General features: G+C 69.1%; 17 protein-coding genes and 1 pseudogene. 10 read left to right on the top strand and 8 right to left on the bottom strand.

What is annotated here, in order from left to right:
- The first annotated feature begins 71 nt into the window (after positions 1–71).
- Positions 72–2,606, top strand: coding sequence for an alkaline phosphatase D family protein (locus DN051_RS37970; RefSeq protein WP_112441383.1), 2,535 nt, complete (start codon positions 72–74; stop codon positions 2,604–2,606).
- A 224-nt stretch (positions 2,607–2,830) separates the two neighbouring features.
- On the opposite strand, the gene DN051_RS37965 is transcribed toward DN051_RS37970, so the two are convergent.
- Positions 2,831–5,131, bottom strand: coding sequence for a 2OG-Fe(II) oxygenase (locus DN051_RS37965; protein ID WP_112441381.1), 2,301 nt, complete (start codon positions 5,129–5,131; stop codon positions 2,831–2,833).
- A 322-nt stretch (positions 5,132–5,453) separates the two neighbouring features.
- Between DN051_RS37965 and DN051_RS37960 the strand changes: the two genes are divergently transcribed.
- On the top strand, positions 5,454–6,092 hold the full coding sequence (locus DN051_RS37960) for a hypothetical protein (protein ID WP_112441379.1): 639 nt from the start codon (positions 5,454–5,456) through the stop codon (positions 6,090–6,092).
- A gap of 131 nt (positions 6,093–6,223) precedes the next feature.
- Here the strand turns inward: DN051_RS37960 and DN051_RS37955 are convergent, their stop codons facing one another.
- The gene (locus DN051_RS37955; RefSeq protein WP_112441377.1) at positions 6,224–7,363 is read right to left on the bottom strand and encodes an AI-2E family transporter; all 1,140 of its coding nucleotides are present in this window, start codon (positions 7,361–7,363) and stop codon (positions 6,224–6,226) included.
- Positions 7,364–7,687: 324 nt separating this feature from the next.
- Positions 7,688–8,452 carry a hypothetical protein gene (locus tag DN051_RS37950; protein ID WP_162625066.1) on the bottom strand — a complete coding sequence of 255 codons (765 nt, stop codon included), beginning with the start codon at positions 8,450–8,452 and terminating at the stop codon, positions 7,688–7,690.
- Positions 8,453–8,509: 57 nt separating this feature from the next.
- Here DN051_RS37950 and DN051_RS46770 point away from each other — a divergent pair.
- From DN051_RS46770 to DN051_RS37930, 3 genes and pseudogenes are all read left to right on the top strand, one after another.
- Positions 8,510–8,849, top strand: a pseudogene (locus DN051_RS46770) (DUF1998 domain-containing protein); the annotation flags it as partial.
- A 632-nt stretch (positions 8,850–9,481) separates the two neighbouring features.
- Entirely contained in the window at positions 9,482–9,934 is a 453-nt protein-coding gene (locus DN051_RS37935) for a hypothetical protein (protein ID WP_112441373.1), read from the top strand.
- A 34-nt stretch (positions 9,935–9,968) separates the two neighbouring features.
- Positions 9,969–10,526: a hypothetical protein gene (locus tag DN051_RS37930; RefSeq protein WP_053763436.1), complete on the top strand. Its 558-nt coding sequence runs from the start codon at positions 9,969–9,971 to the stop codon at positions 10,524–10,526.
- Positions 10,527–10,782: 256 nt separating this feature from the next.
- Here the strand turns inward: DN051_RS37930 and DN051_RS37925 are convergent, their stop codons facing one another.
- Complete coding sequence (locus DN051_RS37925; RefSeq protein ID WP_112441371.1) at positions 10,783–13,065, bottom strand: NACHT domain-containing protein; 2,283 nt, start codon at positions 13,063–13,065, stop codon at positions 10,783–10,785.
- A 2,189-nt stretch (positions 13,066–15,254) separates the two neighbouring features.
- On the opposite strand from DN051_RS37925, the gene DN051_RS37910 reads away from it, so the two are divergent.
- Positions 15,255–15,767 (top strand): hypothetical protein, encoded by a 513-nt coding sequence (locus tag DN051_RS37910; RefSeq protein WP_246040751.1) that lies wholly within the window; start codon positions 15,255–15,257, stop codon positions 15,765–15,767.
- A gap of 277 nt (positions 15,768–16,044) precedes the next feature.
- Here the strand turns inward: DN051_RS37910 and DN051_RS37905 are convergent, their stop codons facing one another.
- Positions 16,045–16,617 (bottom strand): GNAT family N-acetyltransferase, encoded by a 573-nt coding sequence (locus tag DN051_RS37905; protein ID WP_112441365.1) that lies wholly within the window; start codon positions 16,615–16,617, stop codon positions 16,045–16,047.
- A 123-nt stretch (positions 16,618–16,740) separates the two neighbouring features.
- Between DN051_RS37905 and DN051_RS45305 the strand changes: the two genes are divergently transcribed.
- On the top strand, positions 16,741–16,893 hold the full coding sequence (locus DN051_RS45305) for a hypothetical protein (RefSeq protein WP_162625065.1): 153 nt from the start codon (positions 16,741–16,743) through the stop codon (positions 16,891–16,893).
- 144 nt (positions 16,894–17,037) lie between these two features.
- On the opposite strand, the gene DN051_RS37900 is transcribed toward DN051_RS45305, so the two are convergent.
- Entirely contained in the window at positions 17,038–18,066 is a 1,029-nt protein-coding gene (locus tag DN051_RS37900; RefSeq protein ID WP_112441363.1) for an ADP-ribosylglycohydrolase family protein, read from the bottom strand.
- A gap of 367 nt (positions 18,067–18,433) precedes the next feature.
- On the opposite strand from DN051_RS37900, the gene DN051_RS37895 reads away from it, so the two are divergent.
- Positions 18,434–18,871: a DUF4259 domain-containing protein gene (locus DN051_RS37895; RefSeq protein WP_112441361.1), complete on the top strand. Its 438-nt coding sequence runs from the start codon at positions 18,434–18,436 to the stop codon at positions 18,869–18,871.
- A gap of 135 nt (positions 18,872–19,006) precedes the next feature.
- Here DN051_RS37895 and DN051_RS37890 read toward each other — a convergent pair whose 3' ends face one another.
- Complete coding sequence (locus tag DN051_RS37890; protein WP_112441359.1) at positions 19,007–19,831, bottom strand: nitrilase-related carbon-nitrogen hydrolase; 825 nt, start codon at positions 19,829–19,831, stop codon at positions 19,007–19,009.
- On the bottom strand, positions 19,828–21,285 hold the full coding sequence (locus DN051_RS37885; protein ID WP_112441357.1) for a purine-cytosine permease family protein: 1,458 nt from the start codon (positions 21,283–21,285) through the stop codon (positions 19,828–19,830). The genes DN051_RS37890 and DN051_RS37885 overlap by 4 nt, the downstream gene beginning before the upstream one ends.
- Positions 21,286–21,485: 200 nt before the next feature.
- Here DN051_RS37885 and DN051_RS37880 point away from each other — a divergent pair, with 200 nt between their 5' ends.
- Positions 21,486–22,982 carry a PucR family transcriptional regulator gene (locus tag DN051_RS37880; RefSeq protein ID WP_112441355.1) on the top strand — a complete coding sequence of 499 codons (1,497 nt, stop codon included), beginning with the start codon at positions 21,486–21,488 and terminating at the stop codon, positions 22,980–22,982.
- A 239-nt stretch (positions 22,983–23,221) separates the two neighbouring features.
- Positions 23,222–24,574, top strand: a complete 1,353-nt coding sequence (locus tag DN051_RS45300; protein WP_162625064.1) for a hypothetical protein — start codon at positions 23,222–23,224, stop codon at positions 24,572–24,574.
- Positions 24,575–24,577 lie beyond the last annotated feature (3 nt).

The following is a 24,577-nucleotide window of genomic DNA, read 5'->3' as shown; positions in this document are numbered from 1 at the left end:
ATACCTTTGACACCCGTTGTTCGCGGAAGCATCACCCACCCGGCAATGCGGGTGTTGCAGGGTCGACGGACGTGACAACCAGCAACCCTTTGCGCACCCTTGACCGCCGCAGGTTTCTTGCCCTGGCGGGCGGCACCCTGGGCGTCCTCGCCGCAGGCCAGCTTTCCGAGGCGCTCTCGGCGCGAGCCGCGGAACTCGACCCGGCCCCCTTCACGCTCGGCGTCGCCTCCGGTGACCCCGACCATCACAGCGTCGTCCTGTGGACCCGCCTCGTGCCGGACCCCCTGAACGCCGAGACCGGGGGCATGCCCGCGACGCCCGTCGAGGTCCAGTGGGAAGTGGCGCGCGACGAAACGTTTCAAAAGGTGGTCGGCCGCGGCTCTGTGACCGCGCTGCCCGAGTCCGCCCACACCGTCCACGTGGTCGTCGACGATCTGGCACCCAACCGCTGGTACTGGTACCGCTTCCGCTACGACGGGGTCCACAGCCGCACCGGCCGGACCCGGACCATGCCGTCGCCCGGGACGAAGGCCGACAGCATGCGGTTCGCGTTCGTCTCTTGCCAGTCCTGGACGGGAGGCGCCTACCCCGCCTACCGCGATCTGGCCGGCCAGGACCTCGACTTCGTGCTCCACCTCGGCGACTACATCTACGAGACGTCGAACGGCGGCCTCACCGAGTTTCGCCGCTTGCACGCCTTGTACAAAACCTCCCCCGACCTGCGCGCCGCTCACGCCCGTTTCCCGTTCATCGTCACCTGGGACGACCACGAGGTCCAGAACAACTACGCGGCCGACGTACCCGGCGGCGCCGGAGACGGACGTCCGTTCCTGGAGCGTCGCGGCAACGGCTACCAGGCCTACTACGAGCATCTGCCGCTCCGCCCCGAGCACCGCCCCGAAGGCCCGGACATGCCGATCTACCGCCGCCTCCGCTTCGGCAAGCTCGCCGAGTTCAGCGTGCTCGACACCCGCCAGTACCGCACCGACCAGGCATACGGCGACGGGCGCAAGGAACCTGGGCCCGAGGTCTGGAACCCCACCCGCACCATGACCGGGTTCGAGCAGGAGAAGTGGCTCCTGGACGGGCTGGACCACTCAAAGGCTCGCTGGAACGTCATCGCCCAGCAGACCATCATGGCTGCCTTCGACTACGACCTCGGCCCCGGGAAGATCGTCAACCTGGACCAATGGGACGGATACGCGGGGGCGCGGGCCCGCATCCTCGACTTCGTCGCCGACCGCGAGGTCTCCAACCCCGTGGTGCTCAGCGGCGACTGGCACACCCACTGGGTCAACGACCTCAAGACCGACTTCGACGATCCGAACTCCCCAGTCGTCGCGACCGAGTTCGTGGGTACCTCGATATCCTCCGGCGCGGGCTGGGACGCGGATGTCCGGGCGGGCCTGGTCGCCAATCCGCATGTGAAGTTCTACAACGGCAGCTACCGCGGCTATGTGATGTGCGAAGTGACTCCCGACCGGTGGCGCGCCGACCTGCGGATCGTCCTCAAGGGCGGGGAGGCGGCCTCTCCGGCCTTCACACTCGCCGCCTTCGAGGTGCGTGACGGTATCCCCGGCGCCAAGCGGATCGATGCCGGCGACGGACTGGTCGGCCGGATCACCGACCGGGTCACTGGCGCCTCCCTGGCCAATGTCCAGGTCACGGTCACGGCGGCGGACGGCACCCGGTTCGCCACCAGTACCACCGACACGACCGGCGAGTACCTCGCGTTCGCCCCGCCCGGCGAGTACACGGTTGCCGTCAACGGTGTCGGCTACGAGCCGGTCACAGCCGTTGCAACGGTGCGGGAGGGTGTCCAGACCCGGGGTGACGTGGCTCTGGCACGCGCTGCGGTCCGCGCGGGCACCGGCCACTCGGTGCCCGGCCCGCAGTCCCAGGCGACGGCCTCGGACGTGGTGCTCTCCAACAACCTGCTGTCGCTGGCTGTCTCGGCCGGCTCCCAGGACCCCCAGTTGGGCGCAGCGACCTTGGGCAAGCCGCTGGATCTCGCGGCCATCGGCCATCTGGACCAGTTGGACTGGATGAACCTGCCGTACGCGTCGGTGGCGCAGCCCCGGGGCTCCAACGCCTGGCAGCAGCAGACCGTACGCTCCGCCTCTTTGGAGGTGCTCTCCGGCGCAGGCCCGGTCGCCTCGGCCCGGGCAACTGGGGTGAGCACCCAAGTTGCGGACCTCGAGGTGGTCACCACCTACTCGGTGACCCGGGACGAGCCTTGGGTCACCGCTGCGAGCACGTTCACCAACCGCGGCACCGCTGCCCGCACCTTCTGGGTGGGCGATGTGCTGGACCACGACGGCGCAGGCCAGCGCAGCGGCGTCGCCGGCCACGGTACCGTGACCGCCTCGGCACCAGTCGACTTCACTCCGACCGCGCCGTGGATCGGCATGACCGGGTCTGACGGGCAGACGTACGGTCTGCTCTATGACGAGCCCGGCTTCACCGCGTACGCGTGCGGGATCTGGGTGATGAGCCAGCGCCAGGTCACACTCGACCCCGGGGCCGCATTCACCCTGCGCCGCAGGATCGCCGCGGTCCACAACGGGGGCGCGGACGATCCGTTCGCGGTGCTCGCCGACCTCTGATCCTGACCAGATTCGTCCTGGTCTGAAGAGCGAACGCGTTCACAACAATCCGGTGGCCCTCCCGAACAGGGAGGGCCACCGGACACTTTCCCCGAGGCCCATGGCCCGTAGGGTCCGTTCGCTGACCGGGTGCCACGACTTTGCGTGCGGCGACCGTGGCCGGTGTGTGGAGTCACCGAAGGGCCGCAATATCGTCACCGCGCCCCCGGTGCGACCGCGCCTGCTCAGGAAGTGCGCCATGCGCTCTTCAGCCAGGTGAGGTCGGACTGCGCGGTGCTTTGGATGTCCTGTTCGCGTGTGAACAGTTCACTGGTCTTTGTCAGGACGAGGGTGTACGGGCGTCCCTGGCGACGGGTCTCGTGCCGTACCGGCAGTGCGGCGGTGTCGATCCGGGTGTGTACGTGTCGGCGTCCCGCCTTTGCCAGCGGCCATTCATGGATCCGCCGTGACCGGGAAGTGAGGAACGCGCCCAGGACGTCGCACAGGTCGCACCCGCATCCGGACCAGGTAATCGACCAGTCGTCCGGGTCACGAGGGGTCCGTGCGACGATGGCGGCAAGTCGCTCCGCGCAGTCTCGCGCAATCACGCCGAAACCCGCTGTCCGCTGGGCGTCGGGTGAACGCAGGGCCGGCATCAGGCATTCGAGAACGTTGTCCCCGCATTCGCGCAGGGTGCGTTGGATGATCTGGCGCAGGGCGTCGTCGACCGCCTGGAAGAGCCACGTCAGCGGCGAGCCCAACTTGCGCAGCCGTGGACGGCGGATCTCGGCCCGTGGCAGCTCGACCCCGTCATGCAGATCGGCACGCACGAGGCTCCAGGCCCCGTCGAGCAGGGCTCGGGCGGCCGAAGCGGCACCGGCGGCACGCAGCGCACGGCACAGTTCCGGCAGCGTGCACGTCCAGTCGGTCTTGCCGGGGCGCTCGGGCCCGAACCACGCGGCGATGAGGCTCTGTGCCCAGGTGTCGCCGTGCCGGTGGGCCGCGGCTGCGAGCCCGTCAGCGTGGCACGGTGCGAGCGTCTCCAGCCGGAACGGGGCGAGCAGCATCGCGGCGGTGGCGGCGCTGTCCAGGCCGGCCGCCACTGCGAGCGCGGATTCCAGCAGGTCGGCCTGGGTCTCGGTGTCCCCTGCCACGGCTGTGCGCCAGAACGGTGCGAGTGATTTCGCGGCGGCGCCGGCCCGGGTCGTGTCGTCGGCCTCTATCAGGGCGCGGAGTTCGTCGAGGGCGTGGCGCGGCCGGGCTTCGGCGCGTGCCGCGAAGGCCCGGTCCCGCTGTTGTGGCCACAGGACGACCGCGCCGCGGTGGTACCAGCGGTCGAGGGTGTTGCCGTAGTTGCCCATGTAGCCCTCGTATGAGGCCTCGTAGGGTTCGAGGTGGGCGTTCGGCGTTGTGGCGGACACTTCGTATTCCGGCACGTGCAGCGAGATCACATCGCCCTGCGTGCCATCCGGGCGGGTCAACCAGGTCAGGGTGATGTCGTCGTCGATCAGTTCGCTGAGTTCGTAGTCGCCGTCGGCATCGGTCCCGCCGCCGTCTTCATCGGGCTCGCCCTCTTCATCCTCCTCGTCGTACCAGTGGTCGTCGTCCCAAGCGGCGTCGCCGACCGGGTACGCGCCCCACGTCTCCTGCACATCGGCGAGTGCCAGGACAGCCTCGCATCCGGCCTGTTCGGCGGCGGCGCGCAGCAGCGCCGCCCGGTTGCGGTCGGGCCCCTTGAGCCGGTCCCAACACAGCCCGCGCTGGGTGTAGTCGTGGTCGAGCAGGTAGACAAGCCGGTTCGGCGGATCGAGGGGCCGGGATTCGTACTGAGAGGTGGCTGGGGTGGTGAAGTGTTCGGTCAGACAACGCGTCAGGTCCGCAACGGGGCCGGATCCGTTCGTCGAAGGCGGGCCGTGGGCGAGCAGGTTGAAGGTGAGCGTCACCCGGTAGCCGGACCGGACGGGGGTGACCTCGTGGCGGCAGTCGGCGTAGAACGCCACGAGACTCAGCTCTGTCCTCGAAGCGTGGTGGGTGCGGCGGTCACCTCCGTGGTGGATCACGAGTTCTCCGCCGGTGTGAGCCGACGGCAGCGACACCACCAGGGTGCCCAGCATCGCGTCGTCCTTCTCCGAGTCCTGGTGGGGCAGGAAGAACTGGCCCTTCCCGTACACCAGCAGGGAGTGCGGCTCGGCGCGCAGGGACATGGCCGGGGGAAGACCGAGCTTCTGCCGTAGCTCGTCCAGCGCCTCCCCCAGTATCGACGACCAGTCGGTTCCGCCGAGCGTGAGCTGGTCGGGGGTGATCTCCCACGTGTCACGCACGGTGCTGTCGCTCAGTGTTTCCTCTCCCCGCCCGAACATGGCGGGCCGCGCCACCGAAATCAGCTTCCGCGCCTGCGGCGCTCGCAAGGGAAGGGGTACGGGGCCGAGGTCGGCCACTTCGATTCGCAGGGAGTGTGCCGGAGCGAGGAGTTCGGCACTGTAGGACCCGGCGGGCTCCGTGTCGTCGAGCAGTTGCGCGAGTTGTTTTCGTGCGGGGCGTGCCATCCGTCTGCCTCCTGGACGGTGTTCAGTTTGTGCGACCGGTTCGCATGGGCGGGTGGCTCCCAGGGGCAACAACGATGTGCCGAAAGGCCCACCGTCTTCCCTCGGAAGTCGAACGCCCCCCTATTCTGGGTGACCGGTTCGCCGTGCATGCGTCAGTGTGCCCCACCGTCGTGCCTGCCCGGGAACGATCGCGAATTCGGCGCTCTGTGGTGGCGGTAGATCGCCGGTGACCCTCGGCACCGGGCCTGACGGTAGTTCAACAGGACGCCGCTGGCGCATGATGGAGGCGCCCGTCCCGTCAGAAGCGAGGTGCCGCGTTCCGATGAAGCGCAAGACCAGAATCCTGCTGGCGGGCTTGGCCTCCGTGGGCAGCGCCGTCGCCGGCGCGGGCCTGCTGCACAACCGCCGACCCGACCGCAGGGAACGTCTCCACATCACCGTCTTCAGCGAGCCCGGTTACCTCGGCCGCAACGAGACGCTGGCCTGGACCGGCGGCGCGCGCGAGATCGTCCCCCTCACCCGGATACAGCTGCCACGCATCGGCTCGATACGGCTGGAGCGGCTCGTGTACCGCTTCCAGCCCGACGTGCGGCTACCGAACATGTACATCCTGTGGCACGCCCTCACCGAGCGCCCCGACCGCACGGACCCCGAGGACGGCGTGGCCAGCTTCATCGCCATGCACCAGCTCGCCGGCATGTTCTCGGTGGGCTTCTGGGAGCCGGTCCCCGAGTCCGAGGCGCGGTCGGGGGTGCGGCTCTGGGCCAGGCGCCCCGACTACCCGCTGCCCGCGCACGACGAGGCGGAGCCTGCCGTTGCAGCGGCTTCCGATGAAGCCACCCCTCCCGGCGACCAGCCCTGGCACGACGTGCTGGTCAACACACCCGACCTCGGTTCCTGGAGCACGTGCACCCGCTACTTCGAACTCGGCTACCACGCCAGGAGCGGACCCCGCCGCTGACCCCCGGCCGTGATATGCCGACCGCGTGTGGATGACGATGTAGTCGACCACGCTGCCTCTGCTGATCTTCGACGGGCACAGGCATTACCAGTCGTCGTCCGCCCGCTCACCGGGCGGGCGGACGAGGCCGGTCAGGTGGCGAGCGGCGCGGCAGCGGGTTCCGGGTCGGTGCCGTGTCCGGGGCCCGGGACGCCCACCGGGTCGTGCGGCGGCTCGGAAAGCTGTTCGCGTACGTAGTTCCAGACCACGGCGATCAGCGCAGCGGCCGGGACGGCGAGCAGGCTGCCCACGATGCCTGCCAGGCTACCGCCCAGAGTCACCGCGAGCAGGACGACCGCCGCGTGCAGGCCGAGCCCTCGGCTCTGGATCATGGGCTGGAAGACGTTGCCCTCCAACTGCTGGACGACGACGATGATGGCCAGCACTATCAGGGCGTCCGTCAGCCCGTTCGACACCAGAGCGATGAGCACGGCGACAAACCCCGCGAACAGGGCGCCGATGATCGGCACGAACGCGCACACGAAGGTGAGCACGGCCAGCGGGAGAACCAGCGGGACGTCCAGGACCCAGAGGCCGATGCCGATGAGGACGGCATCCAGCAGACCGACCGCCGCCTGGGAGCGGACGAAGGCCCCGAGGGTGTCCCAGCCGCGCTCCGCGACGGCCGGGACGTCGACAGCGAGGCGCCCGGGGAGCTGGCGTGCGAGCCAGGGCAGGAACCGCGGCCCGTCCTTGAGGAAGAAGAACATCAGGAAGAGGGACAGGACAGCTGTCACCACCCCGTTCACGACAGTGCCCACGCCGGTGGCGAGGGTGGTGACCAGGCTGCCGACGCTGCTCTGGAGACGGTCGGTCGCGGAGTCCAGGGCGGTGGTGATCTGATCGTCGCCGATGTTCAGAGGCGGGCCCGCCGCCCACTCCCGTACGCGTTCGATGCCCGCGACAACTCCGTCGGTCAGCTCACCGGACTGCGAGGCGACCGGGACGGCGATGAGCGCCACTGCTCCGGCGGCGACCGCGAGGAAGAGCACGGTCACCACCGACGCGGCCAGGGCCGGCGGCCAGCCGTGACGGCGCAGGAACCTGGCGACGGGCCAGGTCAGCGTAGTCAGGAGCAGGCCGATGACAAGGGGCCAGACGATCGGCCACATCCGGCCGAGAAGCCAGAGCACCACCGCAGTCCCGACGAGGACCAGCAGCAGCTCCGCCGATATGCGCGCCGAGGAACGGAGTGCGGCACGAGTTCTCGCAGGGCTCAAAGAGGCAGACATGCGATCACCCTATGCGCCGGCGCTCTCCTAGGGTCGCCTTGGCCGGCCGATTGCCTGCACGGGTCCCGCCCCCACCGGACGAGCGGACCGACAGACGCCGTACAGCGGTCGACGGGCCGTCAGTCGGTGAGGTGCCGCTCTGATACGAGGGAGCCGTGGCACAGCCGGTGGCGGCCGCCCTTCTCGGTAGGTTCCTGAACCCCAACAAGTTGACCTGCAAGGGCTGTTGACGGCTCCTGCTGTCGCGCCAAGATCCGGTCGGCTGGGAGACGGTGCACGGATTCCACTCAAACCCCGTGACAGCGCCACCCATGCCCGAGCGGCTCAACCCTCCCCGCAGGAGTCCAGTGGCTTGACTTGGGGAGCCCGGACGATTCGCCCCGGCGAGTTCGCCGGTCCTTCGCCTGGGTAGCTGATGATGTCCGACTGGGCTTCCAGGTGGCTCTTCTCGTCCCTGACCCACTGGGCACCGTCCTTGTCAGTAAAGAACAGTCCCAATATCTCGAGTCGCTGCAACGCGTTCAGTGGCCGCCATGTGCCGTTCCCGCGCGGGATGCCTGGGCGGACACCGTGCTGAACGTCGATCTTGTTGACGTCTGCGACTTTCCAGCGGAGACCGACGGTCTTCTCGGAGAAAACGACCTCCGAGCACGGGGGGAGGCTGCCCAGCTTGATCACGAAGAGCACCAGACCACGTGGCGGCTGCTGGCCGTTGAGCTGCGCTGTCCGTGCCTGGAATGCCACCGACACCTCGTTGATCGGGTCCAGGCTTCGGTTCATGACGTGCAAGCTCGACTCGCGGTCGCTGTTCCAGTGGGAGACGAGCACTGCCTGCCCTCTCGCATCCTTCTCAGAGATCCGGCGGGATTGATCGAGCTGATCCTGTGACACCCGCGCCTGGTAGAACGTGGCGATGGCCGTGAGCAGCAGCGTGCCGGCACCGACCAGAACTGCTGCGACAGTCCCGATCTGTGCCCAGTCGTCGCGTTGCCACCATTGCTTGATCGGCCGCTGAGCTGACGCCGGGGGTACAGGAGTTCGCCGCCGTGCCGGCCGTATACTCGTGCGCCGGTCTGAACCACCTTGCATGCGTGCCTCCTCGCAGCCGTTGAACAGGGGGACGCTCGTGAGTCACGGGTGGATCCCCGCCTCTACTGCGACGACGACATAGCAGGCCTGCTGCTCTACACCGCCACCAGCGACTCGGCAGGCAGCCTCGGCGGCATCGTCGCCCAAGGCGAGCCCGACCGGCTGGCCCACACCCTTCAATCGGCCCTCGCCCGCACCGCTTGGTGCTCCAACGACCCACGACCCACTGTGCATGGAGTCCGAGGCTGCCGTCGTCGACAACGTCAACCTCGCCGCCTGCCACGCCTGCGTCCTGCTGCCCGAGACCAGTTGCGAAACCAACAACAGCTTCCTCGACCGAGCCATGCTCATCGGCACGCCGACCGGCACCGTGCCGGGATACTTCGATAGCCTTCTGCACCGCCCATCGGGGGGTGAGGCGAAGCGAGACACACCGCGCGCGCCCATCCCCCAGGGGTCGGACTCAGCGTGGCCAGCGCCGCTCATCCAACCGCACGCACCGCTGCGCCGCCTCCAACGCGGACTCGCGCATGGCCGCTGTCTAGACCGCTGCGGTCAGAGACACCCCCGAGGAGGTATCGAACGCTGCTGCTGAGTGCGATCACGACGTTCCGAGCTTTCCCGGACAGTTTTGGTCGCCGGGCTGAGCCGGCGTCAGTTCGGCACACCCGTCACAGCGCTCCGGCGCGAAAGAGCGGATCCGGTCCGCGAGCGGCGGCGCTGGAGCCTGCGGCTGGTGGACCGGGTCTTGCAGACCGCCGCGTACCGGCCGAGGCCCGTGACGGCTGACCCTTCCTGACCGCCGGCCACCACAACTCGCAGCGCGCGCGGGTCTGTCGTCGGATCTGAGCGGCGCGGCTCTGGGTCAATGCCAGGCAGTACGCGCACCCACAGGGCCGGGTGCCGGCAGTGGCTCGACCGCCCCTGCAGCCCCTTCCTGACACTCGTGTCGGCGGAACCGTTTCACCCGGCACCGTGTCCTCCCTCGCAGGAGGTGGTTCCACGCCGCGGTACCACCTGTGAAGGGGGATGGCCATGGGGCAAATTCGCGAGGGGGCACGACTAGGGGCTTGGGCCGTCGCCGGGGTCATCGGCCTGGCGGTGTTGTACGTGATCGGAGCGTTCGCCTTCGGCAGCGCGGCATGGATCACCGCGCCGTTCCGCGCTGAAGTGGACAAGCGTGAGAACACCGTCGGCTCGGGCGAGTTCCGGCAGAACACGTACGAGGAGTTTTTCGATCTGTGCGAGGCCGTACAGAACGCCGAAGGGACGATCCAGGCGCTGCAGGAGGAGCGGAAGACCGCTTCGGAGACTCGCACGACGCAGATCGATCAGTCGATCACCGCGCTGAAGGCCACGCGGATCGAGTCGGTCAACGCCTACAACTCGAAGGCCGCCCAAGAGCATCGCGCGCCCTTCCGAGACAAGGATCTGCCGTACCGGCTGGATGCCGGCGCGGAGCGCACGACGTGCACCAACTGAACCCCATCGCACCCCGGGAAGAGGGCAGCACCGCATGAAGAAGTTCGCACGCATGGCCCTGGCCACCGCCGTCGCGCTCGTTGTGGGCCTCGCCGTGACGTCCTGCACCGACGACTCCAGCCAGGACAAAGAGAACAAGGCCAAGCAGGCAAACTACGACCACCTCGTAGCCCAGCAACCGGCGGGCCGCATGGAGTACTCGCCGACCCGCGAATCGATCAACCAGTGGATCAAGACGTGGGGGCAGCGGGGCAAACTCTCGTACGTCTACATCCAGAACGCCAAAGGCGAGTACGGGTACTTCATCATGAAGGGCCTGCCGGTGCCGCGCTGCAAGATGCTCACTCCGACGGAGAAGGTGGAGTCCTCCTCCAACGGCATCGCGGTCCTCGCGCAACCCGGCATGGACGGTACATACTCGTCGGGCTCCACCTGCAACGCCTACTACGGTTTCGACGCCACGACTGGCGCGTACATGGAGTTCACGGTCGGTACGAACCAGTCGTTCTTCCTGTTCGACAAGCCCATGACGATGCCGGAGTACGCCAGCGCCAAGCAGTTGGGACCGACCTCGGTCAAGGACGTCGACTGACATGCTCCTCGCCCTGAAGGACGTGGATTCTGGCCTTCTCCCCCGGTTGCTGGGCCGCTGGGCGGCGCGGTTTCCGGTGGGGAATCCGGTGAAGCCGACAGCACCCACGCTGCTGGAACTGTCTGGGTATCGACCCGGAAGCCGCAGGTCAGCTCCCTCGCTTGAGCAGGCCACAACCTCACCCGGATACGCTCCGAAGCAGCTTTCACCCACTTGGCCGAGGTGGACCCCTCCAGGCATCCACCCGGGCCGTGCACTACTGGCGTTCTGACAGCAGGGATGCGATGGGGTCGTCCGGCGGGCAGCCTCCCAGGTACTCCTGGAGGTCGCGGTGGAGAAACATGTATCCGCCGCCCACCCGCCGGAGCAGCACGCGATCTTCGCCGGAGCGCAGCAGTCGTTCCAGGTCGGCGGGCAGCAGCCCGGAAGCCTTTGCGCCGTAGTGGGCGGCTCGGTGCCGCAGCCAGGCGCGCCCTGGCCCGGCGGTCATCATGAAGGCCAGCGTGGCGGGCATCGCAGCGAGGAGCGCCGTCCAGGGACCGCCCATCGCCATCACGAGCACCGCTGCGGCGAGCACTGTGACGGTCAGGATGAGCAGGAGCCTGGCCAGCCGCCGCAGCGAGGCGGCCAGCGCACCTCCTCGAACCGCAGGCGGCCTCTCGTGATCGGGAGCGTTGCCTGCGGCAAGGATGCCACCGCAGCCGAGAACAACTCCCACAGCGGACGATTCGACGATCGTCCCACCGGCCAGCACCAGGGCTCCGCAGACCAAGGCGCCGAAGATCACCCAGGTGACCAGCCCACGCAGTGCCGATACCGCGGACCAGGTCCAGCCCGTCGCGGCGTAGATGTTGTAGGCGTCCTTGCCGACCACAGGTGAGGACACCCGCTCGGCGCGGCGTGACTGGAAGACGACTCCGAATGCCAGGCCCACCGCACCGCCCAGGATCAGGGCGCCGCCGCAAGCCGCGAGTAGTGCACCGCTCACGCCCTGCACCAGGGCACCGAGCGGCGCCGCCGACCAGGCACCGGCCAGTGTGGCCAGTTGACCGCCGACAAGCCCCGTGCTGGTGTGGTCCCAGCCGAGCCGACGGGCGAGCCGACCACGCAGGCCGCGCCGTGGAGCAAGGGGCCAGGGAGGGTTTCGGTCGGGCAGCCAGGCAGGGGTCATCAGGTCTGGGTAGAAGATGGTCTGCCCTTGACGTGACATCAGGCGCGCGAGCCAGACAAGGTGGCGGTAGGTCGTGGCAGGCTCAAGGGCGGCTGTCGTGCCGGACCCGTCGGCGGAAGCCCGAAGTGCCCGTACGCGGTGAAGCATCTGGTAGACGTACAGCCCGAACAGCGCTCGGCGGTGGTCTCCGTCGGGCAGAGCCGTCCCTGGTTCCAGGCGGGCAAAGGCCAGAACGGCTACGCCAAGCATGAGCGGTGTCGTCAGCATGCCGGCCAGTGCTGGTTCCGTGTGCACTGCCTGGCGCAACGAAGTCAGGCGAGGACCGCCCTCCGCGAGAGTGCGGGCTATCTGTTCCTCGCTCAACGGCAGTACGCGTACGGCTCTGGACACCGGCAGTTTGCGTTGGAGTTCCCGGAATTCCTGTGTGCGGCTGGTCAGGACCAGGGAGCACTCGCGGTAGCGCGGATCGGTGCAGAACTCCTCGATGGCTGCGAGGCAGCGATCTCGCAGGGTTTCGTCGACTTCGTCGAGCCCGTCCAGGAGAAGCATGACCGAACCCGCGGCGAGCCAGGTCGTGGTCTGAGACGTGTCCATCATGTAGCGCTGACGCGCCTCGGCGGCGACCCAGCCGGCCAGCCCGTCGGGGCCGTCTGCCCAAGTGGACAGGAGAAGAACGATCGGTACGGGGGCGTGCTCGTCCGCGCGGGCGGCGTCAATCTGGTCGGCCGCGAGGCCGAGCAGATGCGTGGTCTTGCCGGCCCCGGGGTCGCCGAGTACCAGCATCCGGTGGCCCGGGCGGTCTCGCACGAGGTCACGCAGTCGAGTGCCCGTCGGCAGTCGTGGGCCATCGGCCAGGGCCAAGGGAGTCGGCGAACCGTAGGGGTCCACGACGGCGCCGCGCTGTTCACCGAGGCCGACCTCCAGTTGCACAGCCGATTCCAGTGAGTCCTCCAGCGCATCCCGCACCCACAGCCGGTCGGTGACATCCAGCAAGTAGCGGCGTGCCCTCGCTTGCTTGTCCGCATGGAGCACGGTCAGCTCCTCGCCCGCTTCGGCCTTCCTACGCCGCAGAGCAACCGTGGTCGCCCCCACGAGTACCCCGCCGCCCACGATCAGCACGCTCATTCGGGCGGAACCCCAGCGTGCCATGACGAGGAGGCAGAGCGACAGCAGCACGACAATCAGGATGAGGAGCCTCGAGATCGGGTCCCCAGCACGGCCGGCTGCGGGCGTCACGACATTGATCTCGTAGTGATTTACCGACGAGCCCTCACCCAGCGCGTTGTGGTGCGCTCCGGCTCCCGCCACTTTGTTGTCGTCGCCGTTCACGCGCACGCCGTCGCCGTCCGGCTCCAGCGTGTTGGTCAACTGGCTCGCCTTCCATAGGGCCCAGACTGCGCGACCCTGATCCGAGTCGATTTCCGGCAGCCTAAAGCGACTTGTCCAAAACTTAGAGGCAACGACAACTATTGACTGAATATGGGCTCTTTACCGACTTCTCTGCATATGGGCGCCGAGATCGAGCACACTGGTGAGCGGTAAGGCAATCGCCCCAGAGCAAAGAGGACTGCATGGCCGATCGACCGTGGAGCAATTGGCGCACCATCGGCATCACGGCGGTGACTTTCCTGATCACCACCGCCATTGCCTGGGCCGTGTGCGCATGGCTCGGGTACCCGAAGCCGGGCGGTAACCGCTGGACACTGTGCGCGGCCTTCTCCAGTGTCGTGGCGACGACCATGGCGACCGTAGTCCATCGCAGAGACCGGACAGAGGCAGTCGGAGCCACAACTGTTCTGGGCGACGACAACCGTGTCGCTGGGGCCGCAGCTCAAGCCAACGACTTCGGCGACCATGTTCGGCCCGGGAGCACTGCACCTCCGGCGGCCCCTCCGTCGACGGGGCCCGCAGGCGACCCCGCAGATCCCGAACCCAACGGCGGCACATACGTACGCGGAAGCCGCAACCGCGTTGCAGGTCCGGGTGCGGCCCACAACCGCTTCGGCGACGGGACCCCGGCACAGACCGACGAAACCGGGCGGGCGTACCCGGATCCGGGCACGAGGTGAGAGCGAGTTCCGTGGTGTGCCGGTGGGACCGCCGGCACCGACGATCTCGGCGACCGTTGACGCCGCCGCGTGAAACGCAGTCAAGGGCCCTGCGTCACCGCGTTGATGTGCGCGCCGCTCGCAACGCTGCGCTGTCGGTTCTCGCGAGCGATTTCCGGCACCCGCTTTGAGCCGGACATCGGGAACGGTCATCACGGGAAGCTCAAACGCCGAGGCCAGATGGCGTACAAGGGCGAGAAGGCAGCCATCCAGGTCAGCCGACGCTGGAGCGTCGTACGAACGCACGCATGCCTGGCAGAGCACCTTCTACCGCCTCGCCGGCTGCTACGAACACTGAGCCGCCGTAATCTTCGCCCTCTTCGACCGGGCGGACACGATCATCACTGTCCGCAGCCTCATCCGCACTGCCCGGTGATCGCACCGATGGCATGCTCGGCCCTCGCAATGTCCGCGACCGCAGGGCCGAAGCCACAAGCGGCGTCGGTCACAATGGCGGGCACCATGGACAACAGGACCCCACAGCCGACGTGGCAATTCGCCCTGCCCTGGGCCGAACTCGACGTGTTCACACGCGGCCCCGTCCCTGCGACACTGCAACCCACTGCCACGGTCCTCGCTCATCTCGAGGACCGCTTCCGTCCGGCCTTGCTCCGGACCCGTCTCGGGCCGGAGGGCGCCTACGCAGCAGTCTGGCCTGCGGACCGACCACTCCCCCAGCACCCTGGGAACACGGAACGGGCGCTGGAGGACCTGCGAGACGTTGTCCTCGCACAGATCCATGCCCTGACCTGCCATGTCTGCACCGTGCGTTTCCAGGGCCTGTACCCAGACCCTGGCATCCCATTCTTCGGCCGCCATCTCGCATCACACCGACTGATCAACGGGTGCCCCGGGTGCGGCAGCGACTTCGCAACCTCCCGGATCCAGGCACTCGTCCTGCTGCCGCCTACCTGACAGCCCGCCGCCACAATCCGCGACTACCTCATTCGGCACAAACGGTGGCCCAATCACGCCGATCAACGCGAGCTCCTATTGCTCACCGGCTAGGTACCCACCTCACTCCCTGCACACCTGCCCATGCCGAGTACGCCACTGCGGCGTGGCCACACCGGCGAGGATTACCTCGACCACACTGGAACAGACACCGGCAGAGCGACAGGGGCAGACGAGCGGTGCGCTCCAGCTCGCCCTGACCCTCTCCACCGCCGTGGTCGCCGGCCTCGGCGGCGCTGCACTGGCCATCGCCAACCAGTCCGACTGCACCACCCGCGCAGCGCTAGCCGGACACTTTGCCTTCACGGCGCTGCTCGCCCTGTACGGTCTCTTGCTCTCCCGGCGCCTGTGGCCCGCAGAACGATGGAATCGACCAGGAGCGGCCTGCCGAACGCGGGGCATCCAGAAACCGGGTGCGCCTGTGGCATATCTCTGCGACAGGATGTGCGCATGATGCGAACCGCGCGTGCGCTACCCCCCCTCCTCCTGATACCAGTGCTCCTCACAGGATGCGCCGCGGACAACAAGAACCGGGCGGAAGGAACGGCCGCCGACAGCGCCGACCTCGACGCCGCCGCGCGCTCCTGGGGCGTCGCGCCGGAACTCGTCTATGTCACCAAGGTCTCCGGCTTCACCGTGTTCCAGGAGTCGGTCGGCGTGTACGGGGACGACGAGTTCGTCGTCGCGTATCGGTCCGAGAAGGGTGCCGCCGAGTTCGGCCTCTTCGTAGATCGCAAAACGCTGACGGCGGAGAACTGCCCCAAGCAGCCGATGGTCGAGGGATCCGTCGAGCGGGTCACCTGTGAGCAAGATGGCGACGCGTGGTACCGCAAGACAGATGACCACCACGAATACGCGGTGCCCGACAACGGCGTGGTGATTCGGCTGAGCGCCGACACGGATGAAGTAGACCGCACCGTTCTGCGCAAGGCAGCCGAGGCGGCCCACCGCCCGGACGACGCCGAACTGGCGGCACTCCTGCCGGCCACGAACGGCGTGGACACCTGAGCAGATCGCCTGGGTGGCTCTGTCCACCCGTTTCGACAGCAGTTGTTCAGCGCTTCGGGAGGCAGCCAGGTCGCGGCATGTTCGATGTTCATGAGAAGCGACAGCACCCGCGCGCCGACGAGCATGTTGCCGCTCCACGCGGACCCTGCAAGCTACTGGATCCTCCAGTAGCGCGGATGGTCGGGATCGGTGGGGCAAGCGATTACGTTGAGCTCGCCGGGGTGGACCACGGTGACCTCGGTGGGGTTGCGGACCGAAAGGCAGGCAGGTCTCGGTCCTAGCGGCCGATGGTCGGCGTGGCTGTCGGGTGCCACTCGCGGCGGAGGAGGCCGAAGACCCAGGAGTCGGAGACGTCGCCGTTGACGACGCAGTCCTCGCGGAGGGTACCTTCGCGGGCAAAGCCGAGCTTCTCAAGGACTCGGGCGGACGCCACGTTGCGGGTGTCGGTCTCGGCCTGGACGCGGTTCAGGCTCAGGGTGTCGAACGCCCACCGCAGGACGGCGTGCGCGGTCTCCGTGGCATAGCCACAGCCCCACGCGGCGGCGTCGAAGACGTAGCCCAGGGACGCACTGCGAAAGTCCGGGTTCCAATTGGTCAGGCCGCACCAGCCGATGAACGCGCCGTCGCGCACGCGGTCGACGGCCACCCGTGCTCCCGTGCCTTCCTCCTCGATCGTCCGGCAGGTCGCGATGAAGCGGCGGGCGCGGGCCGGTTCGGTCCACGGCGGGGAGTCCCAGTAACGCAGCACGTGGGCGCTGCTGTGCAGCGCGTAGAGCGGCGCCGCGTCGGCGTCGGTGAACGGCCGCAGCCGCAGGCGGGCGGTGTGCAGTTCGGGGGTGGGCAATGTCATGCGGAGCATCCTGCCGCGCCACGCTCGCCCCCGACCATCCGTTTATCCGGACGGTCGAGGCGCGTACGTCCTCGGTGACGCCGGACGCGCCGCATGGGCGGTGAGTCCGCAGTACCGTGCCATATGTCGAGCAGACGGCGGCCGTACTGGCGCACCCTCGGGACGCCGACCAGCCTTGCCCTGTACCGGACCCCGGACGGATGGAGGTACGTCGTCCACTTCACCGGGCCGGCCCGCATCGCCGACGGCGCGCTCGCCGGTCCTCCGCCGTCGTAAGAACCGGACATCGCGCAGGCGGCCCTGGTTCAGAAGGCGGAGAAACGCACCCACCGCCGGCTCGACGTCCTCCGGCACGCACCCGATCGATTGGACTGGTCGACCGGCACGGTCACCGGATCGGGTCACCGGATCGAACCTCTGCTACGGCTCCGCGTCCCAGAGCGCTCCCAGGGCAAGCAGTTCGTCCCGGTACTCGATCCGGTCCGTCCACGGAGTCGGCCAGGCTTCCGCGCCCAGCCAGGCGCCCGCGAAGGCGCCGGTGAGGCAGGCGATCGAGTCCGAGTCGCCGGAGGAGCAGGCGGCTCGGCGCAGGGCGGTGACGGGCTTGTCGGGGAACTGCAGGAAGCACAGCAGGCCCGTGGCGAAGGCCTCTTCGGCGATCCAGCCCGCACCGGTGGCCAGGCACGGGTCGGTCTCCGGTGAGGCGGTGCGCACGGCCTCCTCGAGCCTGTCGAGGATCTCCAGGCACTCGTCCCAGCCGCGCGCGATGAAATGCTCTGGGGTGGGGTCCTGAGCACGGGTCCAGAGGTCGCCGAGCCAGGTGTGGTCGTAGCGGGTGCGGTCGTCGTAGGCGTACGACCGCAGTCGGTCGACGAGTTCGGCGGGGTCAGCGCCCTGGGCCAGCAGGTGCACGGCGCGGGCGGTGAGGTCCGAGGCTGCCAGGGCCGTCGGGTGGCCGTGGGTGAGCGCGGCCTGCAACTGGGCAGCCCCTGCGCGCTGTTCATCATTGAGCCCCGGGGCGAGCCCGACGGGCGCCACACGCATGTTGGCGCCGCAGCCCTTGGAACCGATCTGACTGGCGTCCTGCCAGACCCGGCCATCCGCCTTCAGCAGATTGCAGGCGGTCATGCAGGTGTTGCCCGGGGCCCGGTTGTTCTCCGGTGACTGGTACCAGTCGACGAACTCCTCGCGCAGCGGCCGCTCCAGCCGCTTCGGGACGAGCATGCCCCGACCCTGAGCAGTCCTGAGTGCGCGACCGACGGCAAGGGTCATCTGCGTGTCGTCCGAGACGAAGGCGCGCTTGGGCAGCTCCATCTCCCGCCAGGGACCGCACTTGTCGAGGATCGAGGGCACGTCATTGAACTCGGTCGGAAATCCAAGGGCATCCCCGAGTGCGAGCCCGATCAGCGCTCCGGTCGCGGCGCGCTTGGTCGCCGTCGTCGTGGTCATGTTGAAAGCCCCTTCCCCCATTTATCGTCAAGGCGACAGTAAGCGGCGGGACGGGCTTCCCACAACCTCCGGAGCCTGCCCTGATCCAGCCCGGTCCAGGGTCAAGACCCCAGGCCCGCTCCGCACGGACTCCGTAGGAGCTTGAAGCCGCTCCCCCGCCACCCGGAGCCCGACGTCTAGCCGGGTCGGCGACGGCCCGGAGACAGTCGCTGGTCATGCGCCCCCGACGCGGGCGCCTCGGCCTGGCCGGCCGGGCGCCTGTTCGCCGGCCTGACCGGCGCTCCTGTGCGCGCGGGTGCTGCTCGCTTCCTGACGTCGCTGTCAGCGGCCAGTGCGACGATCTCCGGACGGTCACGCAAGGAGAGACATGGGCACCTGGGACATCGGCCCCTTCGACAACGACACCGCCGCCGACTTCGGGGGTGACCTGGACGAGGCAGCATTTGACGACCGTGCGTCCATGATCCGCAGGGCACTCGAACGCGCCGCCGACCCGACGGACTACCTGAACACGTCCGACGGTGAGCGAGCAGTGGCCTCGGCCGCCCTCGTCGTCGCCCAGCACCCTCACGGCGAGCCGGCGTGTTCGAGCTACGGCCCGTCAGAGCCGCTCCCGGAGTTGCCCTCAGAACTGCGAATGCTCGCCGTCGACGCTCTGGACCAAGTGGTCTCCGAGCTGTCTGAACTCGCGGAGCTCTGGGCCGAGGCCGCAAGAGGCCCGAAGTGGCGCCAGGACATCGCCCGCCTTCGCGACGTCCTTGACCCTCCAGTCCCGCCACAAGAGGAAACCCTCTTCGACGTCTGACCGCTCACTCACGGATACGGGCCGACAGAGCGTCCGCTGGGACCGCTTCCGGCTGCTCGTGCCGCACCACCCGGGCGGGCGATGGCCGGATCTGGAACCGGCACCCGCGGCGCTGCCGCACGGATGCCGGGCCGGTCAGGCCCCGTACAGGTCCGTGCGCCGGTCGGTGAAGACGTCGTTGTGCGCGCCGAGGCGCTTGTTGCGCGCCTCGGCGAGGTCGCATGTGGCGATCAGCAGTTCCGGGTCGTCGCTGGGCCGGTGGCCGGCCAGCGGGAAGCCGTCCGGGTCGGTGATGACGGAGCCGCCGGTCCAGGTGACCCCCCGCTCGTCGCCCACCCGGTCGCAGGCGGCGACGTACATGCGGTTCACGGCGGCGTTCGCCTGGACGCGTACCACCTCGGAGGGGCGTTCGCCCTCGGGTCGCGGAAAGAGGGGCCAGTTGACGGGTGCGCAGAGCAGTTCGGTGCCGGCCAGGGCGGCCATGCGCACCCACTCGGTGAATTCGAGGTCGTAGCAGACCATGACGCCGATCCGGCCGACGGAAGGGATGTCGACGACGGCGGGCGGTGCGTCGCCGGGGGTGAAGACGTCCTTCTCAGTGCCGAAGAGGTGGGCCTTGCGGTAGACGGCGCGCAGCTCGCCGGCCGGGTCGATCAGGACCGCCGAGTTGTGCAGGCGCCCGTCATCGCCGCGTTCGGCGAGGCCGGCGACAAGGGTCAGCCCGTGCCGGCGGGCCGCGGCGGACCAGGCGGTCACGGCGGGCCCGTCGAGGGGTTCGGCGAGGGCGGCGGCCTCCCCGGCGTCCGCGAACACATAGCCGCTGTTGGCGAGCTCGGGCAGGACGACGACGCGGGCGCCGGCCTCGGCCGCAGCATCCACGGCCCGCTCGGTGGTGGCGAGGTTGGCGGCCGCGTCGCCCACTCGGAGGGCGACCTGCGCGCAGGCCACGGTCGTCGTCATGCGTCGCTGCCCTCCAGTTCGGCCTCGCCCGCCGCGGCGGCAACGCGCTCCGCCTCTAGGTCGAGGCCGCGGGTGAGCACGTAGTAGAGGGCGCCGCCCACGATCAGTCCGACCGCGAAGGAGACGTCGAAGCCACCGATGGCCTCGGCGATCGGGCCGGTGTAGAAGGACGTGGTGAAGAACGGGACCATCGCCGCGAAACCGACTACGTAGGCGGTCAGGCCCTGCCAGGACCAGCGGCCGTAGATGCCGTTCTGGTCGAAGATCGCGGGGATGGCGTAGGTGCCGCGTCGTACGAAGTAGAAGTCGACGAGGTTGACCGCCGTCCACGGGATGAGGAAGTACAGCATCAGCAGGACGAAGTTGTTGAAGCTGCCGAGGTAGTCCTCGGGCAGCAGCAGCGCCACGATCAGGACGAGGAGCTCGATCACCACGATGCCGGTGACACGCGAGCGGATCGTGGGGCGCACGGGCCGGAAGGCGTCGACGGCGCTGGTGGTGGTGAGCATCGCGCCGTAGGCGTTGACCGCCATGATGGTGATCAGCGCGAGCGCGGAGACGATGACGGCGAAGGTGCCGAACCCGGGCAGGATGACGTTGCCGACCTGGCGCAGGCTGCCGATGGCGTCCGGCGTGGGCAGCGACGATGCGAGCAGCGCGCCCAGGGACATGAGCCACACCGCGGAGAGTGCGGCTCCGGCGTACGTCCACCAGATGACCTTGCGGGCGGAGACGTCGCGCGGCAGGTAGCGGGAGTAGTCCGAGACGTAGACCGCGTAGGAGATCTGGTAGCCGGCGGCGGCGCAGAAGACGATCAGGAATGCGGACAGGGAGTGGCTGCCGGAGCCGGTCGCCTGCGTGGGCTCGAGCTGGACCAGCGCGCCGACGGTGAGGATGCCGAAGACGACGATGAGGACGTAGGTGAGCCAGCGCTGCACCAGGTGCAGCAGGTCGTGTCCGACGACGGCGAGGACGACCGCGATGCCGATGAGAATCGCGTACCAGGTACGCGGCCCGCCGGGCAGCACGGTGGTCAGCCCTTGCGCGGCGAGGACCACATTGAAGACGTTGAAGCCGACGTAGACGAAGACCACGGCCGCGAAGGGCACGACGGCGCCGCGGATGCCGAACTGGGCCCGCGACTGGATCATCTGCGGCAGGCCCATCCGGGGACCCTGGTTGGCGTGGAAGGCCATGAAGAAGGTGCCGAAACACGCACCGAGCGTGACCGCCGCGACCGACCACGCGAGACTCAGCCCGAGAGAGGGACCGATGAACCCGGTCACCATCGTGGTGAGCACGAAGTTGCCGGTGAACCAGAACGGGCCCTGGTGCCAGACCTTGCCGTGGCGTTCACGCACCGGCACGTAGTCGATGGACCGGACCTCGATCAGGCCGCCCGGCGAACCGCCGCCGCGCTGGCCCTCAGCCTGTGCGTCTGTGGGAGCACTCATCGCAGCTCCTCCCCTCCTGCCAGTGTGCCGGGTCCGTCACCGCGGGGGCAGGTGGACGCGGGCCGCGGGATTGCGCAGCCGCGACAGATGGAACCTAGCCTTCCGCCCGCTCCTCGCCGATGGCCCACAGGGCGAAACCGGCCCGCGGGCATGGACACCATGTACAGTCCGGCCGGGCGGCGTGGAGACAGAATGGAGACATGGCTCTGCTCGTCTCCGACCTCGTCGCCCACCCTGAACTGCAGCTGACCGTCGTGGCGGGCGGCGAGCACCTCGACCGCCCGGTGCTAGCCGCGCACGCTTCGGAGCTGGTCCGTCCCGGCCCGTGGCTGCAGGGCGGCGAGCTGCTGATGACGATGGGCCTGCTTCTCCCCATGGACGTGGCCGCGTGCCGCGCCTACGTCGACGACGCCGCCGCCGGCGGGGCGCACGCCCTGGCGCTCGGGCTCGGACCGGAGCTGCCGTACCAGCAGGCGCCTGGGCCCCTGGTGGCGGCGGCTGCCGAAGCAGGGATGCCGCTGCTCACAGTCGGACGGGAGGTACCTTTCATCGCGGTGACGAAGACAGTGTTCGCCGCGCAGGCGTCCGAGCAGCGCGCCGCGGTCGAGTGCGCTTTCGAGACCCAGCGCCGCCTCACGGCGGCCGCCGCCGCGGGCGGGGGCCTGACCCCGACGCTCGACGCCTGGACCAGGGCCACCGGTGTCCGCGCCCACGTCACGGACCCGCTCGGCCGGGTCATCGCGGCCGACGGGAGCGGGGAGCAGGAACCCGGCGGCAGCAGCGCCGACCTGATCGGGCGGGTCGCCGCGGCGGGCATCCGCTCCAGCGCGGTGGCGCCGGGACTCGAGGTACAGCCGCTCGGCGCCCGCCGACTGCGCGGCATGCTCGTCCTGTCCGGAGACATGGGTGCCGACGCCCGCATGCTCATCCCAGGGCTCGTCTCGCTTCTCTCCCTGGAGCTGGAGCGGCGACACCTCGCCGACGAGCCGGAGCGGCGCCACAGGGCAGCCATGCTCGGCAAGCTGCTCGACGAGTCGACCACCGCCGAACAGGCCGCCGACGTGCTCGCCGGCGCGGGACTGGCCGCCGACACGGTGTGCGGAGTCGTCGTCGAGGTACCCGCCGACGACGGTCCGCAGGCCGCACGCGAGATCGCCGCCGACCTCGCACTGGCGGTACCCGGCGGACTCATCCGCAACCGGGGCTCCTTCGTCGAGGCGGTCGTCGGCGCGGGACTCGACGTCGACGTCGTCATCACCCATTTCGCGCCGGGCTGCCCGGCCGGCATCGGCTCACCCGTCCCGCCCCGTGCCGCGCGCTCCTCCCTGCGCGAAGCCGCGGGTCTCGTGGAGATCAGCCGGGGCACCGGACGACCGGCGCGGGCCCGCAGGGACCGCACCAGCGGGCTGCTGCTCGACCTGGGTGACCGGTCCGCCCTGACCGGCTATGCGGACGCACTGCTCGGGCCGCTCGACACGGCCGATCCCTCCGGCTCGCTCACCAGGACCCTGGCGACCTGGCTTGACAGCGGCAGCTCGTGGGACGAGACGGCCCGCCAGATGGGCCTGCACCGCCATACCGTGCGCAACCGCCTCGACAAGATCATGCAGATCACCGGTCGCCGCCTTGACGACGGGGACGACCGTTTCGACCTGTGGCTGGCAGTCCGCGCGCGCCGGGCGGCCCGCCGCGTCTGACGGCGTCCGGATCAGTCGTACGGATCAGGCGTCCGCATCGGTCGTCGGGATCAGGCGAGGCTGAACCACCGGGCGGCTCGCGTCCCGGCGAGCGGGGCGGCGGCCGTGACGCTGCTGTTTGCGGCGGGAGTCAAGCTGAGGGCGGGAGGCAGCCGCATGCCGGCCGGCTTCGTGCCCAGATCCGTCTCCGTTCACGACCCCATCCCGCACACACCTGTCCGGGAGTAAGGTTCCTGGCCGTGAGCGAGTACCAGTACTACGAGTTCCTGGCCGTGAGCGAGTACCAGTACTACGAGTTCCTGGCCGTCGACCGCTCCCTCGACGCCGAACAATTGCAGCAGGTCCGGGCGCTGTCCACCCGGGCCCGCATCTCCTCCACGCGCTTCGTCAACGAGTACCACTGGGGCGACTTCCGAGGCGACAGCACCAAACTCGTCGAGCAGCTCTACGACGCCCATCTGTACTACGCGAATTGGGGGAGCCGCCGCCTGCTCCTGCGCCTGCCCGCCACCGTCCTCCCCGCCAAGAAGGCCACCGCCTACGCCCGGAACGAGGCGCTCACGGTCTGGAGCCGCTCCGGCCACACCCTGCTCGACTTCTCCCGGGACGGCGAGCACGACGAGGAGTGGGAGTTCGAGACCTCCGCCGAACTGTCCTCCCTCATCGGCCTGCGCGCCGAACTCGCCGCCGGCGACCTGCGCCCCCTCTATCTCGCCTGGCTCGCCGCCCTCAGCGTTCGGGAGCTGGACGACGACGAGGGAGCGGAGTACGCCCGCGAGATGGAACCGCCCATCCCCTACGGACTGTCCCAACTCACCGGCCCCCAGCGCGCCCTGGTCGACTTCCTCGAGGTCGATACCGACCTGCTCACCGCCGCCGCCCAGGTCAGCGAGCCCCGCCCCTCGCCCGACGGCCCCCAGCGGCACGAACTCACAGCGTTCATCGCGGCGCTGCCGGTCCAGGACAAGGACGATCTCCTCCTCGCTGCCGCCTTGGGCACCGGTCCACAGCCGGGACCTGAACCGCTACCAGGCCGCTCGCCCCGCCCCGGCCACCCCGCCAACCCCGTGCCGCAGCGCCGCCGAACTCCTCGATGCCGCCCAGCTCCGCCGCACCGAACGCGCCCGGCGCGAACGCGAGGCCCACCGCAAAGCCACCGAGAAACGCGCCCGCGCCGCAGCACAGGCCTACCAGCGGCACCTCGACCGCCTCGCCCGCAACCTCGACAAGGCCTGGCAGGACGTCGAGAATCTGATCGCTCAGAAGAAGCCCACCACCTACGACGCGGCAACCACCCTCCTCAAGGATCTCCGCGAGATCTACAGCCGAAGCGGCACCCTTGCCGACTACGACCAACGGGTCGCAGACCTGCGCGCCGGCCACCGGGGCAAGCCCGCCTTGATGCGGCGCTTCGACACCGCCGGCATCCTCAACCCCTGATCCCCGTCCGGGCGCTGCCCGTCCCGAACCCTCGTCCGCGCAGGGCACGCAGCACGTTCGCGTTTGTGGAGCGCGCCGCCGAGGCGGTCGCGATGGCTGCCGGAGTTCATGGTGCCCGTCCGTGTTCGTGCCGCTGGATGCGCTGCCGCTGACGG

This window comes from Streptomyces cadmiisoli, from assembly GCF_003261055.1.
In the GTDB taxonomy this organism is placed as follows: domain Bacteria; phylum Actinomycetota; class Actinomycetes; order Streptomycetales; family Streptomycetaceae; genus Streptomyces; species Streptomyces cadmiisoli.
The sequence above is the reverse complement of the archived record's forward strand: the minus strand, read 5'-3'. Positions and strand labels throughout refer to the sequence as shown.

Coding starts and splice junctions, on each gene's coding strand:
- DN051_RS45305 (WP_162625065.1), top strand. CDS start 16,741: ATGTCGAGCAGACGGCGGCCGTACTGGCGCACCCTCGGGACGCCGACC.
- DN051_RS37950 (WP_162625066.1), bottom strand. CDS start 8,452: ATGCAAGGTGGTTCAGACCGGCGCACGAGTATACGGCCGGCACGGCGG.
- DN051_RS37895 (WP_112441361.1), top strand. CDS start 18,434: ATGGGCACCTGGGACATCGGCCCCTTCGACAACGACACCGCCGCCGAC.
- DN051_RS37890 (WP_112441359.1), bottom strand. CDS start 19,831: ATGACGACGACCGTGGCCTGCGCGCAGGTCGCCCTCCGAGTGGGCGAC.
- DN051_RS37900 (WP_112441363.1), bottom strand. CDS start 18,066: ATGACCACGACGACGGCGACCAAGCGCGCCGCGACCGGAGCGCTGATC.
- DN051_RS37960 (WP_112441379.1), top strand. CDS start 5,454: ATGAAGCGCAAGACCAGAATCCTGCTGGCGGGCTTGGCCTCCGTGGGC.
- DN051_RS37930 (WP_053763436.1), top strand. CDS start 9,969: ATGAAGAAGTTCGCACGCATGGCCCTGGCCACCGCCGTCGCGCTCGTT.
- DN051_RS37965 (WP_112441381.1), bottom strand. CDS start 5,131: ATGGCACGCCCCGCACGAAAACAACTCGCGCAACTGCTCGACGACACG.
- DN051_RS37905 (WP_112441365.1), bottom strand. CDS start 16,617: ATGACATTGCCCACCCCCGAACTGCACACCGCCCGCCTGCGGCTGCGG.
- DN051_RS37880 (WP_112441355.1), top strand. CDS start 21,486: ATGGCTCTGCTCGTCTCCGACCTCGTCGCCCACCCTGAACTGCAGCTG.
- DN051_RS37955 (WP_112441377.1), bottom strand. CDS start 7,363: ATGTCTGCCTCTTTGAGCCCTGCGAGAACTCGTGCCGCACTCCGTTCC.
- DN051_RS37885 (WP_112441357.1), bottom strand. CDS start 21,285: ATGAGTGCTCCCACAGACGCACAGGCTGAGGGCCAGCGCGGCGGCGGT.
- DN051_RS37935 (WP_112441373.1), top strand. CDS start 9,482: ATGGCCATGGGGCAAATTCGCGAGGGGGCACGACTAGGGGCTTGGGCC.